18 protein-coding genes are annotated in these 14826 nt (G+C 69.9%); 10 read left to right on the top strand and 8 right to left on the bottom strand.

All coding sequences use genetic code 11. The annotated features are described in order from the left end of the window. Positions 1–49 precede the first annotated feature (49 nt). Together AKH00_RS04530 and ychF are read left to right on the top strand one after the other, a co-directional pair. Entirely contained in the window at positions 50–790 is a 741-nt protein-coding gene (locus tag AKH00_RS04530) for a class I SAM-dependent methyltransferase (protein WP_050721471.1), read from the top strand. 165 nt (positions 791–955) lie between these two features. Continuing rightward, positions 956–2029 (top strand): redox-regulated ATPase YchF, encoded by a 1074-nt coding sequence (ychF, locus tag AKH00_RS04525; protein WP_050721470.1) that lies wholly within the window; start codon positions 956–958, stop codon positions 2027–2029. Positions 2030–2052: 23 nt separating this feature from the next. On the opposite strand, the gene AKH00_RS04520 is transcribed toward ychF, so the two are convergent. Next, positions 2053–2385, bottom strand: coding sequence for a hypothetical protein (locus AKH00_RS04520; protein WP_050721469.1), 333 nt, complete (start codon positions 2383–2385; stop codon positions 2053–2055). 49 nt (positions 2386–2434) lie between these two features. Continuing rightward, a complete protein-coding gene (locus AKH00_RS04515; RefSeq protein ID WP_050721468.1) occupies positions 2435–3214 on the bottom strand; it encodes an alpha/beta fold hydrolase in 780 nt (259 codons plus the stop codon). Positions 3215–3444: 230 nt separating this feature from the next. Between AKH00_RS04515 and AKH00_RS04510 the strand changes: the two genes are divergently transcribed. The 4 genes from AKH00_RS04510 to AKH00_RS04495 are packed head-to-tail and all read left to right on the top strand — an operon-like array spanning position 3445 to position 7468. After that, positions 3445–4608, top strand: a complete 1164-nt coding sequence (locus AKH00_RS04510) for a condensation domain-containing protein (protein WP_235556689.1) — start codon at positions 3445–3447, stop codon at positions 4606–4608. Between the two features lie 57 nt (positions 4609–4665). Further along, positions 4666–5226 carry an alpha/beta fold hydrolase gene (locus tag AKH00_RS04505; protein WP_050721467.1) on the top strand — a complete coding sequence of 187 codons (561 nt, stop codon included), beginning with the start codon at positions 4666–4668 and terminating at the stop codon, positions 5224–5226. 4 nt (positions 5227–5230) lie between these two features. Beyond that, complete coding sequence (locus tag AKH00_RS04500) at positions 5231–5791, top strand: isochorismatase family protein (protein WP_050721466.1); 561 nt, start codon at positions 5231–5233, stop codon at positions 5789–5791. Positions 5792–5803: 12 nt separating this feature from the next. Continuing rightward, a complete protein-coding gene (locus tag AKH00_RS04495) occupies positions 5804–7468 on the top strand; it encodes an ABC-F family ATP-binding cassette domain-containing protein (protein WP_050721465.1) in 1665 nt (554 codons plus the stop codon). A 10-nt stretch (positions 7469–7478) separates the two neighbouring features. On the opposite strand, the gene AKH00_RS04490 is transcribed toward AKH00_RS04495, so the two are convergent. From AKH00_RS04490 to AKH00_RS04480, 3 genes are all read right to left on the bottom strand, one after another. Continuing rightward, positions 7479–7823, bottom strand: a complete 345-nt coding sequence (locus AKH00_RS04490; protein ID WP_050721464.1) for a LysR family transcriptional regulator — start codon at positions 7821–7823, stop codon at positions 7479–7481. Positions 7824–7947: 124 nt separating this feature from the next. Next, the gene (locus AKH00_RS04485) at positions 7948–8244 is read right to left on the bottom strand and encodes a Fe-S cluster assembly protein HesB (protein ID WP_050721463.1); all 297 of its coding nucleotides are present in this window, start codon (positions 8242–8244) and stop codon (positions 7948–7950) included. A gap of 77 nt (positions 8245–8321) precedes the next feature. Beyond that, on the bottom strand, positions 8322–8831 hold the full coding sequence (locus AKH00_RS04480) for a GNAT family N-acetyltransferase (protein ID WP_050721462.1): 510 nt from the start codon (positions 8829–8831) through the stop codon (positions 8322–8324). A gap of 102 nt (positions 8832–8933) precedes the next feature. Between AKH00_RS04480 and AKH00_RS04475 the strand changes: the two genes are divergently transcribed. Continuing rightward, entirely contained in the window at positions 8934–9470 is a 537-nt protein-coding gene (locus tag AKH00_RS04475; RefSeq protein WP_050721461.1) for a Dps family protein, read from the top strand. Positions 9471–9474: 4 nt separating this feature from the next. Here AKH00_RS04475 and AKH00_RS04470 read toward each other — a convergent pair whose 3' ends face one another. Beyond that, on the bottom strand, positions 9475–9996 hold the full coding sequence (locus AKH00_RS04470) for a DUF6328 family protein (protein WP_050721460.1): 522 nt from the start codon (positions 9994–9996) through the stop codon (positions 9475–9477). Positions 9997–10065: 69 nt separating this feature from the next. Between AKH00_RS04470 and AKH00_RS04465 the strand changes: the two genes are divergently transcribed. After that, entirely contained in the window at positions 10066–10266 is a 201-nt protein-coding gene (locus AKH00_RS04465; protein WP_050721459.1) for a hypothetical protein, read from the top strand. On the opposite strand, the gene AKH00_RS04460 is transcribed toward AKH00_RS04465, so the two are convergent. Continuing rightward, a complete protein-coding gene (locus tag AKH00_RS04460) occupies positions 10233–10832 on the bottom strand; it encodes a 1-acyl-sn-glycerol-3-phosphate acyltransferase (protein ID WP_050721458.1) in 600 nt (199 codons plus the stop codon). The two genes, AKH00_RS04465 and AKH00_RS04460, sit on opposite strands and share 34 nt — an antisense overlap. Before the next feature lie 94 nt (positions 10833–10926). Here AKH00_RS04460 and AKH00_RS18100 point away from each other — a divergent pair, with 94 nt between their 5' ends. Next, the gene (locus AKH00_RS18100) at positions 10927–11088 is read left to right on the top strand and encodes a hypothetical protein (protein ID WP_200903794.1); all 162 of its coding nucleotides are present in this window, start codon (positions 10927–10929) and stop codon (positions 11086–11088) included. Between the two features lie 27 nt (positions 11089–11115). Here AKH00_RS18100 and AKH00_RS04455 read toward each other — a convergent pair whose 3' ends face one another. After that, on the bottom strand, positions 11116–12591 hold the full coding sequence (locus tag AKH00_RS04455) for an MDR family MFS transporter (RefSeq protein ID WP_050721457.1): 1476 nt from the start codon (positions 12589–12591) through the stop codon (positions 11116–11118). Between the two features lie 176 nt (positions 12592–12767). On the opposite strand from AKH00_RS04455, the gene AKH00_RS04450 reads away from it, so the two are divergent. Next, on the top strand, positions 12768–14819 hold the full coding sequence (locus tag AKH00_RS04450; protein WP_050721456.1) for an ABC transporter ATP-binding protein: 2052 nt from the start codon (positions 12768–12770) through the stop codon (positions 14817–14819). Positions 14820–14826 lie beyond the last annotated feature (7 nt).

The following is a 14826-nucleotide window of genomic DNA, read 5'->3' as shown; positions in this document are numbered from 1 at the left end:
TCTCCCGATGCGCCGGATGTGCGAGGAGGACGCGCCGTAGGCTGGCGACATGAGTGATGGACTGTCGACATCCTTCGGCGCCGAGGCGCACAACTACGAGCTCGGCCGGCCCGATTACCCCTTCGAGGCGGTCGCGTGGATGCTGGAGCCGCTGCCGGCGGACTCGCACCGGATCGCCGACGTCGGCGCGGGAACGGGCAAGCTCACTCGAGTGCTCGCGAAGGCGCCGGGCGCCGAGGTCGTCGCGATCGACCCGGATGCCGAGATGCTGGCTACTCTGCGCGCAGGGGTCCCCGGCGTGCCCACGTTCGTCGGCACTGCCGAGCAGCTGCCCCTTCCGGACGCGAGCGTCGACGCGGTCGTGCTCGGGCAGGCCTGGCACTGGGTCGACCCGGTGCGCGGCTCGGAGGAGGTCGGACGCGTGCTGCGCGGCGGCGGTGTGCTGGGTCTGATCTGGAACATCCGCGACGAGCGCGTCGACTGGGTGCGTCGCCTCACCGGCATCATGCACGGGAGCCACGCCGAGGTCATGCTGGCCGGGGGAGGACCCGTCGTGGCACCGCCGATGGGCGCGCTGGAGGAGCACACCTGGGAATGGGCGCGCCCGATCACCCGCGACCTGCTGCACCGCATGGCCGCATCGCGCAGCTACATCATCACCGCGCCGGATGAGGAGAAGCAGCGCATCCGCCGCGAGATGGACGCCCTGTTCGACGAGCTCGGGCTGGCGGAGGGGGCGACGATCGACCTGCCCTACGTGACCAGGGCGTATCGCAGCGTCAAGAGCTGAGTCTACGTCGTGAAGGTGCGCGCCGGTCGTCGAGGTAGGAGGAGGCGCCGAGGAAGGACGATTCGCGGCGAATCCGCCTACCTCCGCGACATCGCCTACCTCCGCGCTCCGCGCCTGCGCCGGGCCGGTCCGCGCTCAAGAGCGCGCCGGGTAGACTCGTACCCCGTGGCTCTCACTATCGGAATCGTCGGTCTGCCCAACGTCGGCAAGTCCACCCTCTTCAACGCCCTGACCAAGAACGACGTGCTCGCGGCGAACTATCCGTTCGCGACGATCGAGCCGAACGTCGGTGTGGTGAACCTGCCGGATCCGCGCCTCGAGAAGCTCGCCGAGATCTTCCACAGCGAGCGCATCCTGCCCGCCGCGGTGTCGTTCGTCGACATCGCCGGCATCGTGCGGGGCGCGAGCGAGGGCGAGGGCCTCGGCAACAAGTTCCTCGCGAACATCCGGGAGGCGGATGCGATCGCGCAGGTCGTCCGCGGCTTCGCCGACGACGACGTCGTGCATGTGGACGGCGCCGTGAACCCGGCATCCGACATGGAGACCATCAACGCCGAGCTCATGCTCGCCGACCTCGAGACCGTCGACAAGGCGATCGCACGGTACGAGAAGGAGGTGCGCGGCAAGAAGGTCGAGCCCCTCGTGCTCGAGACGGCCGTCGCCGCGAAGGATGCCCTCGAGCGCGGCATCCTGCTGTCGACCAGCGGACTCGACCTCGCCCCCATCCGCGAGCTCGGTCTGCTGACCTCGAAGCCCGTGATCTTCGTCTTCAACGTCGATGAGGGCGTGCTCACCGATGACGCCCGCAAGGCGGAGCTGGCCGCGCTCGTCGCGCCGGCGCAGGCGATCTTCCTCGACGCGAAGATCGAGTCGGAGCTCAAGGACCTCGACCCCGAGGATGCTGCGGAGCTGCTCGCCTCGACCGGCCAGGACGAGTCCGGGCTCGACCAGCTCGCCCGTATCGGGTTCGCCACCCTCGGCCTGCAGACGTACCTCACCGCCGGCCCCAAGGAGGCTCGCGCGTGGACGATCCCGCAGGGTGCCAAGGCGCCGCAGGCCGCCGGAGTCATCCACACCGACTTCGAGAAGGGCTTCATCAAGGCCGAGATCGTCTCGTTCGACGACCTCGTCGAGACCGGTTCCGTCGTCGAGGCGCGCGCCAAGGGCAAGGCGCGCCTCGAGGGCAAGGACTACGTCATGCAGGACGGCGACGTCGTGGAGTTCCGTTTCAACAACTGAGCCGGCGGTCCGGGAGCCAGAGCTCACACCTCGTCTTCGTGCGGAGCACGCACGGTCCAGCCGACGCGCTCGAGCCCTTCCGTGAGCCGGTCTGCGGCCGCGCGCGCGGTCGTGCGGCTGGCGTCGGAGCAGACATCGATCGCGAGCGGCGGCGGGTCGGCGAAGCGCGGGATCTGCACCTCCGCCCAGGCGTCGGACGACAGCGGCACCCGAGGAGCCGCGGTGTGTGCGTCGGCGACGGCGCTGTCCGACACGAACGCGATGGTGTCCAGCGCATCGAGCTTGGTGATCGGCAGATCCACGACGAGCGTCACGACGAAGGGCGCGCGTGCGGCATCCCCGAACTCCGGCTTCACGGCACGAAGATATCACTGCGGATATCGCTGCGACGTTCGCGTGCGGCGGCTAGCTCCGACGATCGACGTCGGCCCGCAGGACCTCGGGCCAGGCGTCGACCTCTTCCGGGGTGCGGGCGACCGTCAGCGTCGCCTGCGGGAGCACCTCGACGAGGGATTCTGCGGTCGAGAGTGGATGGCCGGGGTCGTCCACCCACGCCAGAATCGTCGTCGGCACCTCGATGCGCGCGACGGCCTCGGCGGCGGGCAGGTCGCTGAGCGCTGCTCCCCGGAAGAGCGACGGCAGCAGCGCATCCGGCACGTCGGGTCGGGTCTGTGGGCCGCCGACGGTGGCCGGAGGCGGGGCGGACATGCGCGAGACGGCGAGGAACGCGTCGATGCCGTCCGATTCGATCAGCGCGGCCGCTGCGCCGTAGATCGCGGCCTGAGCGGGCCTGGTCTCCCAGGCTGTCGGGGGCACCATGAGCGTGAGCCCGGTGAAGCGATCCGGTTCGAGCGACGCGGCATGCACGAGGGTCGCGGCTCCCATCGAGGGGCCGACTCCGTGGACGCGCTCGCCGGGAAACCAGTGGTCGAGCAGCCGCAGAAGGTCGTCGGCGAGGTTCTGCCACCGGTAGTCCTCGGCGACGGAGCGTCCGGTCGACCGGCCGTGTGCCCGCGCGTCGTACCGGAGGAGTCGAGTGCCGCTGAGCCCCCGACCGAGGTCGAGGTTGAGCACCCGATCGCGGGCCCGGCTCGACGTGAGGCCATGCAGCTGGACGACCGGATGCCCGCCTTCATCGCTCAACGCGACAGCGAGCTCGGCTCCGGCGACCTCGAATGTGGGCATCAGACTCCTCGGTGAGAGACCGACCCGCCTCGGCGGGGCGGTCGTGTCGGGGCTCCAGAGTATCCGGACGGTAGGGTCTCCCCATGCGGCTGACCAACGTCACACACCTCCGCCTTCCGTTCGGGCGGCTGTGGGGGTACGACGTCAGCGCGTCCGCACTCGGGCGGCGCCTTCCCGTGTCGTTCGACCAAAGGCTCCATGTGGGTGCCGGTGCTCGGCCGGGTTCCTGGATGGCCCTCTCCTTCCGACTGCCGGCGCACATCCGCAAGGAGGCGATCGCCGCGGCCTGGCTGGCCGTCATCACGCGTCATGGCACGCTGCGGTCGGCCTTCGTGCCCGGCGACGACGGAGAGCCGGCGCTGCACGAGATCGAGCTCGGCCCCGGACGCTGGGTCGAGCACGAGGTGGCCCCGGGGCAGGCCGTCAACGACGCGCTCCGACACGTGCTCGACGCCGCGTGCTCGCCGTACCAGCGCCCCTCGCACCGGCTGTGCGTGCTGGAGACGGCCGCAGGTCTCACGGTGGTGATCGCGGCGGACCACGCGCACGTCGACATGTGGTCGATGCTGGTGATCGCGCGCGACCTGCTTTCCGCGCTCGATGCGGGAGAGGCGGCCGCGGCATCCCTGTCGGGACCGGCGCCGGCGTTCGTCGAGCACACGCAGGCGCTGCGGGATCGGGATGCCGCCCCCGACCGCGTCCGTCGGCGGTGGGAGGACATCATCGCCGACAGCGGTGGTGTCATGCCCCGGTTCCCCCTGCCTCTCGGCACTCCGGAGCGGCATCCCGAACGCGTGGAGGTACGCGATGTGTTCGGGGTCGACGACGCCGCAGCATTTGCGGCGCAAGCCCGTGACGACGGCGTATCGACGCTCGTCCGCGCTGTCGTCGCGATGACGGCGGTCACACGTGAGTCCGCCGATGCCCCGCTGCGAGCAGTGTTCCCCGTGCACAGCCGCTTCGAGGAGACATGGCACGACTCGGTCGGGTGGTTCATCACCAACTCCGTCCTCGAGTCCGACACCGCCGAGCCCCACGCCGCGGCAGCCGCGGTGAAGGAGGCCGTGCAACTCGGCGGGTGGCCGCTCGCCGATGTCCTCGCCCCCTGGGGTGGCATGCCCGTCGCACCGGGGATGTTCGCGATCTCCTGGCTGGACCTGCGACGCTTGCCGGTGCGCATCGACTCCGTCGGGCTCGACGCCCAGTACGTCAGCGCGGCGACCGACACCGACGGCGTCATGCTGTGGTTCATCCTGGACGAGTCGGGTCTGCATCTGCGGTGCCGGTACCCCGACACGATCGAGGCACGGGCCAGTGTCGGCGGATGGCTGGACCTGCTCGTCGCACGCCTGCAGAGCGACGCGCGTCGCGACCACCCGCTGAGGCGAACCTAACCCCGCCGCGATACGCTGGACGACGACCCCTGCAGACGACCGAGGAGCCGCACGCGCATGACCGACACCCAGATCTTCGAGCCCGACGGCCGTGCCATCCCCTTCGCGGATGAGGGCGACGGCCCGGTCAAGCTGGTCCTGATCCAGGAGCAGGGGCTCGCCGCCGACGTGCTGGGCGTCGCCGCGCACTACCTCGCCGAGGAGGCCGGGTTCCACGTCCTGCGCATCGGTCACCGTACCGGAGAGGCCTCGCTCGAAGAGCGGGTCGCGGATGCCGTCGCCGTGATCGACCACGTCGGCATCGAGGACACCTGGGTCGGCGGGCACGGCTACGGCGGAACGATCGCCCGCGCTCTCGTCGCCGCGCACACCGACCGCGCCAACGGCCTGCTGCTGCTCGGCGTCGAGGACGTCGAGATCCCGGTCGCCCCGGCCATCCCGGTGCTGATCGTGCAGGGCACGGAGGACGTCGACACCCCGCCCGCGAACGCCGAGGCGCTGCAGGCGAGCGTGCCCGATCGCTCCAGCATCAAGACGATCGCCGGCGACCACCTCTTCCCGATGCATCACCCGATCGAGACCGGCGTGATCATCGAGGAATACCTCGACTGGGACTGACGCCATGACGACCGCTGTGCTGGTGATCGACATGCAGGTCGGCGTGATGACGGGATGCGTCGACGAGCACGGCGTGCTCGCTCGCGCGGATGCCCTCGTCCGGCGTGCCCGCGAGGCGGGAACGCCCGTGATCTGGGTGCACCATGACCCGGTCGGCGTCGGCACCCCGGAGTGGGAACTCGCCGCGCCGCTGCGTCGTGCCGACGACGAGCCGGTGATCCGCAAGGACTATCGTGACTCGTTCGCCGACACGGATCTGCGCGAGGTGCTCGACCGGCTCGGTGCGACGCGCCTCGTGATCGCCGGGGCGCAGTCGGACTTCTGCGTCCGCACGACCATGCAGCGCGCGGCCGCCGACGGCTATGACGTCACGCTCGTGAGCGACGCCCACACGACGGTCGACACCGAGTGGGGAGGCGTGCCGATCTCAGGCGAGCAAATCGTCGCGCACACGAACATGTACTTCTCGGGCCTCCGCTATCCGGGCCAGCGCTTCGAGCTCCAGACCCACGACGCCGTCCGGCTCCGAGTAGCCCGATCCGGAGTCCGCGCAGCCACGGGCTGAGAGGATGGTCTGATGACCGCCACCCTCGTCGCCCACGATCTCGCGGGAGGCCACGGCCACCGCATCCTGTTCGAGGGACTCGATCTGACCGTCGCCCCGGGCGATGTGATCGGCGTCGTCGGCGCGAACGGCGCCGGCAAGTCGACGCTGCTGCGCCTGCTCGCGGGCGTCGACTCGCCGATCTCCGGCACGGTCTCCCTCGCCCCGGCGGACGCCTTCGTGGGTTGGCTCCCGCAGGAGCACGAACGCGTCGAAGGCGAGACCGTCGCCGGGTACATCGCCCGCCGCACCGGTTGCGCCGAGGCGACGCGGCAGATGGATGCTGCGGCCGCGGCGCTCGCCGATCCCGCGCTCGCCGCCGTCGGCGTCGATCCGGCCGACGCGTACTCGGAGGCGCTCGACCGCTGGCTCGCGAGCGGGGCGGCCGACCTCGACGAGCGTATCCCTGCTGTGCTCGCCGACCTCGGTTTCCCCGGTGGCGCGGACGCCGTCGCCGACGCGCAGATGACGGGTCTCTCGGGCGGCCAGGCCGCGCGCGTGGGCCTCGCCGCGCTGCTCCTGTCACGCTTCGACATCGTGTTCCTCGACGAGCCGACCAACGACCTCGACCTGGACGGGCTCGACCGCCTCGAGGCTTTCGTCCGCGGCTTGCGCGGCGGCGTCGTGCTGGTCAGCCACGACCGGGAGTTCCTGGCCCGCAGCGTCACCGGCGTGCTGGAGCTGGACCTCGCGCAGAACTCGCATCGCCTCTACGGCGGGGGCTACGACGCGTACATCGAGGAGCGGGCGGTCGTGCGTCGTCACCTGCGCGAGAAGTACGACGAGTTCGCGGAGAAGAAGGCCGACCTCGTATCCCGCGCGCGTACGCAGCGCGAATGGTCGAGTCAGGGCGTGCGCAACGCAATGAAGAAGTCGCCCGACAACGACAAGCTCCAGCGCAAGGCGTCGATGGAGTCGAGCGAGAAGCAGGCGCAGAAGGTGCGCCAGATGGAGAGCCGGATCGCTCGCCTCGAAGAGGTCGAGGAGCCGCGCAAGGAATGGCGCCTCGAGTTCACGATCGGCTCGGCGCCGCGCTCCAGCAGCGTCGTGTCGACGTTGAGCGGCGCGGTCGTGCGGCAGGGGGAGTTCACGCTCGGTCCGGTCTCGTTGCAGGTCGACGCCGGCGACCGCATCGGTATCACTGGTCCGAACGGCGCCGGGAAGTCCACCTTGCTGCGCACGCTGCTCGGCCGTCAGGAACCGAGCGAGGGCACCGCGAGTCTCGGCAGCAGCGTGCAGATCGGCGAGATCGACCAGGCACGGTCCCTGCTCGACGGCGATGTCATGCTCGCCGACGCGTTCGAGGCCCTCGTGCCGGAGATGTCCTCCGCCGACGTGCGGACGCTCCTCGCGAAGTTCGGCCTCAAAGCCGACCACGTGACGCGCCGAGTCGACGGACTCTCACCGGGCGAGCGGACCCGGGCCGCGCTTGCGCTCCTGCAAGCGCGCGGCGTCAACCTGCTGGTTCTCGACGAGCCCACCAATCACCTCGACCTCCCGGCGATCGAGCAGCTGGAGCAGGCGCTCGAGACATACTCCGGGACCTTGCTGCTCGTGACGCACGACCGGCGGATGCTGGATGCCGTGCAGACCACCCGTCGATGGATCGTCGAAGACGGTCAGGTCACCGAGCGCTGATCTCGGGATCTCAGCGTCCCTGGCGCTTCTTGTACGGCTTCGGCTGGCCCTTCACGATCGGCGCGCGGCCCTTGCCCTTCGACGCCTTGGCCTTGCCCCCGGCAGGTGCCACGGCTTTCGGCGCGGGCGGAGGTGCGGCGGCGACCGCGGCCCGCGCCTCAGTGAGGAAGAGCGCTCCGACGCTCGTCAGCCGCGGGGTTCCCTCCCGGTTGACGAGCGTGTGGCCGACCTCGGCTTCGAGCTTGTCGAGGGAGGTGTAGAGCGACGCGAGCGGGATGCCGAGCTGCTCGGCGGCCCGCGGGAAGTGCAGGGTCTCGGCGAGGACGACGTAACGGCGCAGCAGCGCGATCTTCATGCGCGGGACGCTCCTTGGGGGACGGGACAAGCGGGCTCAGCATCCAACCTACGCGAGCGGCGCACCGAGGCGGACGCACGGATGCCGCGGCTCATCGAGCCGCGGCATCCGTGAAGACCGTGTGTCAGGCCTGAGGGAGCACGGCGAAGGACACGGAGCCCTCGTCGTCGACACCCGCGTCGAGGATCTTGTCGTCGAGAGCGGCGGCCGCGGTCTCGTCGAGGAAGAGGCGTGTGCCCGAGACCTCCACGACCTGGTCGGCGGGCTCCGGGTCGGGGGTGACCAGCACGGCGAGGCGAGCGCCGCCGTCGGGTCCAGGGGCGGGCGTGGAGTGGATCCGGAGCCCGGCGTCGGCGGCGTCGGTCTGACGGCTGACGAGAGTGTTGACGATGGCGGTGGCGTTGTCGGTGAGGGTGAGCATGTGCTTTCTCCTTCCGGTTGCGGACACGAGGCAGGCGCGACGTGTCCGGGCCACGATTCCGAACCTCGTCCCGCGGTTCAACCCGACGCGCCCGGTTCGGAGGGTTCTCCCACCGGATGCAGAGGTTTGCGCAGGAACACCTGGTCCGTGCCGTCGCCCTGGGGGATGCGCTCGCTCTCCGAGTAGCCGAGCTCCTCGTAGAGGCGGATGTTGGCCTCGCTGAGGCTGCCCGTGAACAGTTCGGCGGTGTGCGCATTCGACGCCTGCTCGGCGGCGTCGAGGAGCGTCCGGCCGATGCCTTCACCCTGCGCGTCCGGGGCGATCGCGATGCGGCCGACCAGCAGCATCCCGTCATTCTCGACGAATCGGATCGCCCCGACGAGACGTCCCTCGATCCTCGCGCCCAGACCGCTGCCTGATCTCAGCTCGGCCTCGACCTCCGCGAGCGTCTGGGTGAGCGGCGGCATATCCGGGCTGCCGTAGATCAGCGCCTCCGACACGAACGCCGCCCGCTGCAGCGTGAGCACCTCCCCGGCATCCTCGGGGGTGAGCGGTGCGATGTCGATCTGTTGATTCCCGTGGGTCATCCGTACCTCCGTCCGCCACGATCGGCCGGCTGCCGGGGGCTGTCAACCCCCTCGGAAACGCGCTGGTCGACGGGCTATCGTCACCGCCCAGGAGGACACATCATGGCTGAGAAGAAGACCACCACCGCCGGCCCCAAGCGCGGCGCGAAGACCACCCGTCGTCAGAACGCCGAGAAGGGCTTCACGGCGTCGCCGACTCTGGCGGCGAACCTGCAGACCGTGCTCGTCGACCTCATCGAACTGTCGTTGCAGGGCAAGCAAGCGCACTGGAATGTCGTCGGACGCAATTTCCGTGACACGCACCGGCAGCTCGATGAGATCATCGACGCGGCGCGTGAGTTCAGCGACACGGTCGCCGAGCGCATGCGCGCGCTGCACGCCGTGCCGGACGGACGCACCGACACGATCGTCGAGACGACGTCGCTGCCGGCGTTCCCCATGGGCGAGGTGTCGACCGAGGAGACGATCGACCTCATCACCGCCCGGCTGGAGGCCGCGATCGCGACGATGCGCGACGTGCACGACGCCGTGGACGAGGAGGATCCGACCTCCGCCGACATCCTGCATGCGGTGCTGGAGAGCCTGGAGCAGTTCGCGTGGATGGTGAGTGCCGAGAACCGCACGCCTGCGGGGCGCTGAGCGCTCAGCTCTGCGTGACGTCCTTGGCCCGGCGAGCGAGGCTCGGCAGCGCCAGCCAGAGCGCGAGCACCACGACGATCGAGGCGATGAGCGCGATCAAGCCCGCAGTGCGCCCGATCGTGAAGTCGATGATGAGGGTCGTCACACCGACCGTGAGCGCCGCAATCACGATGAGGTCGATGCGGACGATCCGGGCGGCGATGCGGACGAGCTGCGCCTTGCGGCCGCGTCCGAAGAGAGCCCGGTGCATGCCCACCGGCGCGAGCGCCAGGATCGTGGCCAGAGCGGCGAGGCCCACGAGGAACACGTACACGTCGCGCTGGAACAGATCCAGTTCCGTGAACCGGGGCTGGAACGCGACTGCGAGGAGGAAGCCCGTGAGGATCTGCGTGCCGGTCTGCATGACCCGGAGCTCCTGCAGCAGTTCGTCCCAGTTGCGGTCGGCCCGTTCGTTGGGCGTCTCGTCGCGGCCGTCGACGCGGTCGTCGCGCTCGATCGGGTGCAGGGGGCGTTCTTCCGGGTCCATCCGCTCAGTCTTCCGGCCTGCGTCGCATCGTGTCCAGACTCTTGACTCGCGTATATCGGCGGGTGCGGAATGACGCTCCCACCCATCAGGGAATGGTGGCCCGAGCTGACCGACGAGGCGCGGCTCGATGTCTTCGAGCACGCGCCGCATCTCGGCGAGGTCGCGCGAGAGGAGATCCGGGAGATCACCGGCGCCGTCGTCGGCATGGCCGAGGAACTCGACGCCGACGATCTCGACTACGCGCGATCGGAGACCGAGAAGGGCGTCTGATCCGCTTCCTCGCGCAGGCGCGGCTCGCGGCGGAACTCCGGACGGATGCCGGACTTGTCGGCGTAGAAGGCGCGGATGCGGTCCATGTCGGCGGCGACGTCGCCCGTGAGGTCGAGCGTGGGACCGAGACCCGTGGTCATGGTCGTTCTGTCCACGAAACCGAGGGTCACGGGCATGCCTGTCTCCCGCGCGATGCGATAGAAACCCGACTTCCAGTGCGAACTGCCGCGTCGCGTGCCGTCGGGCGTGACGACGAGTCCGAACACCTCACCGGCCTCGACCTGCGCGACCACGTCGCCGACCACTCGGGCGGGGTCGGCGCGATCGACGGGGATGCCTCCGAGCCGCCGCATGATCGGACCGCGCCAGCCGCGGAACAGGCTCTTTTTGCCGAGCCACCGCACGTCGACACCCAGGCGCCAGGCGATCGCCAGCATGAGCACGAAGTCCCAGTTGGAGGTGTGTGGCGCTCCGATCAGCACGGTGGGCCGCGTCGGGACGGCCTCGACTGTGAGCGTCCAGCGGCTGAAGGTCCAGTACACGCGGGCCAGGGATCGGGTGAGCATCCCCCCACCGTAGAGGGCGCGCCTGTCGTTCTCCTGTCTGCCGTCGAATCCTCCGATCGGCGACACACGTCTTGGACAGGCGTACGATCGAGGGATGGCTACGACACAGGAACCCGTGGGACAGGAGACACCGCATGCGTCGGCGACCCCGCCCGGCGCCCTGAATCTCCTCGACGGACTCTCGGTCGAGGGGTCGGAGACAGCTGGCTTCTGCAGCGGCGGGGTGTGCCACTTCCCGGCGCCCAAGGCGCCCTAGGAGAGCAGCACACCGCCGCGCGGGAGATCAGTGCCCGACGTGGGCGCCGCTCGGCTCCTCGGTCGGCTTGCGCACGAACGCGCTGAGCGCGACGGCCGCGAGCGAGATGATCGCCGCGATGAGGAAGGCCATGCGCGCGCCGGGTGCGCCGGCGACCGCCGTCGACAGGCCCTGGTCCTCACCGGCGTGCAGGATCGACGAGTACGTGACGGTGAGCAGCGCGACACCCGCGGCGCCGCCGACCTGCTGCAGCGTGTTCAGCACTGCGGAGCCGTGCGAGTACAGCGAACGGTCGAGGGAGCCGAGGGAGGCCGAGAACAGCGGGGTGAACGACATCGCGAGGCCGACCGACATCGCGGCCTGCACCAGGATGAGCACCCAGAACACGGTGTGCTCACCGACCGTCGAGTAGAAGAACAGGGCGGCCGAGACGAGGATCGTGCCGGGGATCAGCAGCGGGCGGGTGCCCTTGGCGTCGTAGATGCGTCCCATGATCGGGCCGAGCAGACCCATGAGCACGGAGCCGGGCAGCAGGACGAGACCCGACTCGAGGGCGTTCAGGCCCGCGACGTTCTGCAGGTACTGCGGCAGCAGCGTGAGTGTGCCGAACATCGACAGCGCGAGGATCGTCATGATGATGACCGAGAACGTGAAGTTCACGGAGCGGAACACGCGCAGGTCGAGCAGGGCGTCGTCGACACGCTGCAGCACGAGCTGACGCCACACGAACGCCGCGAGCGCGATCGCGCCGCCCACGAGGGACGCGATGCCCACGGTCTCGCCGGAGCCGCCGTGGCCGCCGAACTGGCTCAGGCCGAAAACGATGCCGCCGAAGCCGAGGGCGGCAAGCGGGATCGACACGATGTCGAGCGGAGCGATGCGCGTCTCGCCGAGGTTCGTCATCCACTTGGCGCCCATCGCGAGCGAGACGATCGCGATCGGCAGGACGATCGCGAACAGCGCGCGCCAATTCAGGGTCTCGAGCACGGCACCTGCGAGGGTCGGACCGATCGCGGGGGCGAGCGAGATCACCAGGCCGACGCGACCCATCATGCGACCGCGCGACTGCGGGGGCACCACGTTCATGATCGTCGTCATGAGCAGCGGCATCATGATGCCGGTACCCGCGGCCTGGATCACGCGACCGGCGAGCAGCACCGCGAAACCGGGGGCGAGCATGGCCACGAGGGTTCCCAGGGAGAACGCCGTCATGGCGGCGATGAACACCTGACGTGTCGTGAAGCGTTGCAGGATGAAGCCGGTGGTCGGGATCACGACCGCCATCGTGAGCATGAAGGCGCTCGTGAGCCACTGCCCGAGCTCCGGCGGGATGCCCAGGTCGGCGTTCAGGTGCGGGATCGCGATGCCCATCGTCGTCTCGTTGAGGATCGCGACGAACGCGGCGACGAGGAGCAGCCAGATCACACGCATGTCGCTGCGCGCGATCCCGCCCGCGGTCGCGGCAGGGGGCGTGGTGATGGAACCGGTGTCGACGGCAGACATGCGGCGGCCTCCTAGGCGCGGAGAAGAAGAGGTGCGCGAATGCGCGGGGACCATTCAGCGTAACGGCGGTGTGCGACATTTCATTCCGGATCCGGACGAATCCGCTCACAGCGGACGGTCAGGAACCGTCATCGCGCCCCGACGTCGCCGCCTCTGACTACGCTGACGACATGAGCATGGGCGGGATGGGCGGTGGACGCGGCGGAGGCTTCCGCGGCGTCGACGAGGCCGCGCAGCGCAGGCTGAACGCGGAGGCGCCGCGGATCAGCGGGCTCGGCGCCCGCGTCGTCGGGCTGTTCCGGCCCTACCGCTGGCGCATCGCCGTGACGGGACTGCTCGTCGTCGTCGGAGCCGGGATCGCCGTGATCCCGCCGCTCATCGTGCAGCGCATCTTCGACGACGCGCTCTTCCCGGTCGACGGCGGCGCCCCGCAGGTGCAGCTCCTGCTCTGGCTCGTGCTGGCGATGATCGGACTGTTCCTCCTCTCCGCCGGACTCGGGGTGGCTCAGACCTGGCTCACGTCGACCGTGGGCAACAGCGTGACGGGCGATCTCCGCGTTCGACTGTTCGAGCACCTGCAGGCCATGGAACTGGGCTTCTTCACGCGCACGAAGACAGGTGTGATCCAGTCGCGCCTGCAGAACGACGTCGGAGGGGTCTCGGGCGTCCTCACGAACACCGTCACGAGCATCCTCGGCAACGTCGTGACCGTGATCGCCTCGCTCGTGGCGATGATCCTGATCGATTGGCGCCTCACACTGATCGCCGTCATCCTCATGCCGTTCCTCGTCGTCGTGCAGCGGCGTGTGGGCCAGGTCAGGGCGCGGATCGCCGGGGAGACGCAGGAATCGCTGTCCGAGCTGACGTCGATCACGCAGGAGACGCTGAGCGTGTCGGGAATGCTGCTGTCGAAGGCCTTCAACCGTCAGCGCACCGAGTCCGAGCGATACCAGGCCGAGAACCGCAACCAGGTCCGCCTCCAGGTGCGCCGCGCGATGAGCGGCCAGGGCTTCTTCGCGGTGGTGCAGGTGCTCATGGCGAGCGTCCCCGCGGTCATCTACCTCGTCGCGGGCTACCTGATCGCCGGGGGCGCCGGCGCGCTCACCGCCGGCACCGTCGTCGCGTTCACGACCGTGCAGGCGCGCCTCCTGCAGCCGCTCATGGGCCTCATGCGCGTCTCGCTCGACCTGCAGACCTCCTCGGCACTGTTCGCGCGCATCTTCGAGTACCTCGACCTCGTACCCGAGATCCGCGACGCCCCCGGAGCGATCGATGTCGCCGACGCTCCGGGGCCCCGCGGACGCATCGAGTTCGACGAGGTCGTGTTCCGCTACCCCGACGCCGCGGCGGACGCACGGCCGACCCTGCAGGGCGTGTCGTTCACGGCCCAGCCGGGGCAGCACGTCGCCTTCGTCGGCCCGTCCGGCGCCGGCAAGACCACGGTGCTCTACCTCGCCCCGCGGCTCTACGAGGCGCACGGCGGTGCGGTGCTGTTCGCCGGCGCGGACGTGCGGACGCTCACACAGGAGTCGATCATCGACCAGGTCGGGATCGTGTCGCAGGAGACGTACCTGTTCCACGCCACGATCCGCGAGAACCTGCTGTACGCCAAGCCCGAGGCGACCGAGGCCGAGATGATCGCCGCGTGCACGGCGGCCAACATCCATCACATCATCGCGGGATTCGACGAGGGCTACGACACGATCGTCGGCGAGCGCGGCTACCGGCTGTCCGGCGGCGAGAAGCAGCGCATCGCGATCGCGCGCGTGCTGCTGAAGGACCCTCCCGTGCTGCTGCTCGACGAGGCGACGTCCGCGCTCGACACCGTATCGGAGCGCGTGGTGCAGGAGGCGCTCGACGAGGCCGCTAAGGGGCGCACGACGCTGACGATCGCGCATCGGCTCTCGACCGTGATGGGCGCCGACGTGATCCACGTGCTCGAGGCAGGGCGGATCGTCGAGTCGGGCACGCATGCCGAACTGCTCGCTCTCGGCGGGCTCTACGCGGAGCTCGCGGCGCAGCAGGTGGCGGCCTCACGTGTGCTCGACACCGAGACGGAGATCGAGGATGCGGTGGCGTCCGAAGGGGAGGCCGCGCTCACCGAGCGCCGCGCGGATCGGGCACCGGTGGGATCGGCGGGCGAGGATGCCGTCGCGACGCTCACGGCCGGCGTGCCGCTGCTGGACGCCCCTCCCGACGACGAGCGGGTCTACCCGAACGAGGCGTGATCCGCCC

Origin of the sequence: Microbacterium sp. GCS4, from assembly GCF_001262495.1 — a bacterium.
Classification (GTDB): domain Bacteria; phylum Actinomycetota; class Actinomycetes; order Actinomycetales; family Microbacteriaceae; genus Microbacterium.
This window is presented reverse-complemented; position numbering and strand designations above follow the sequence as displayed.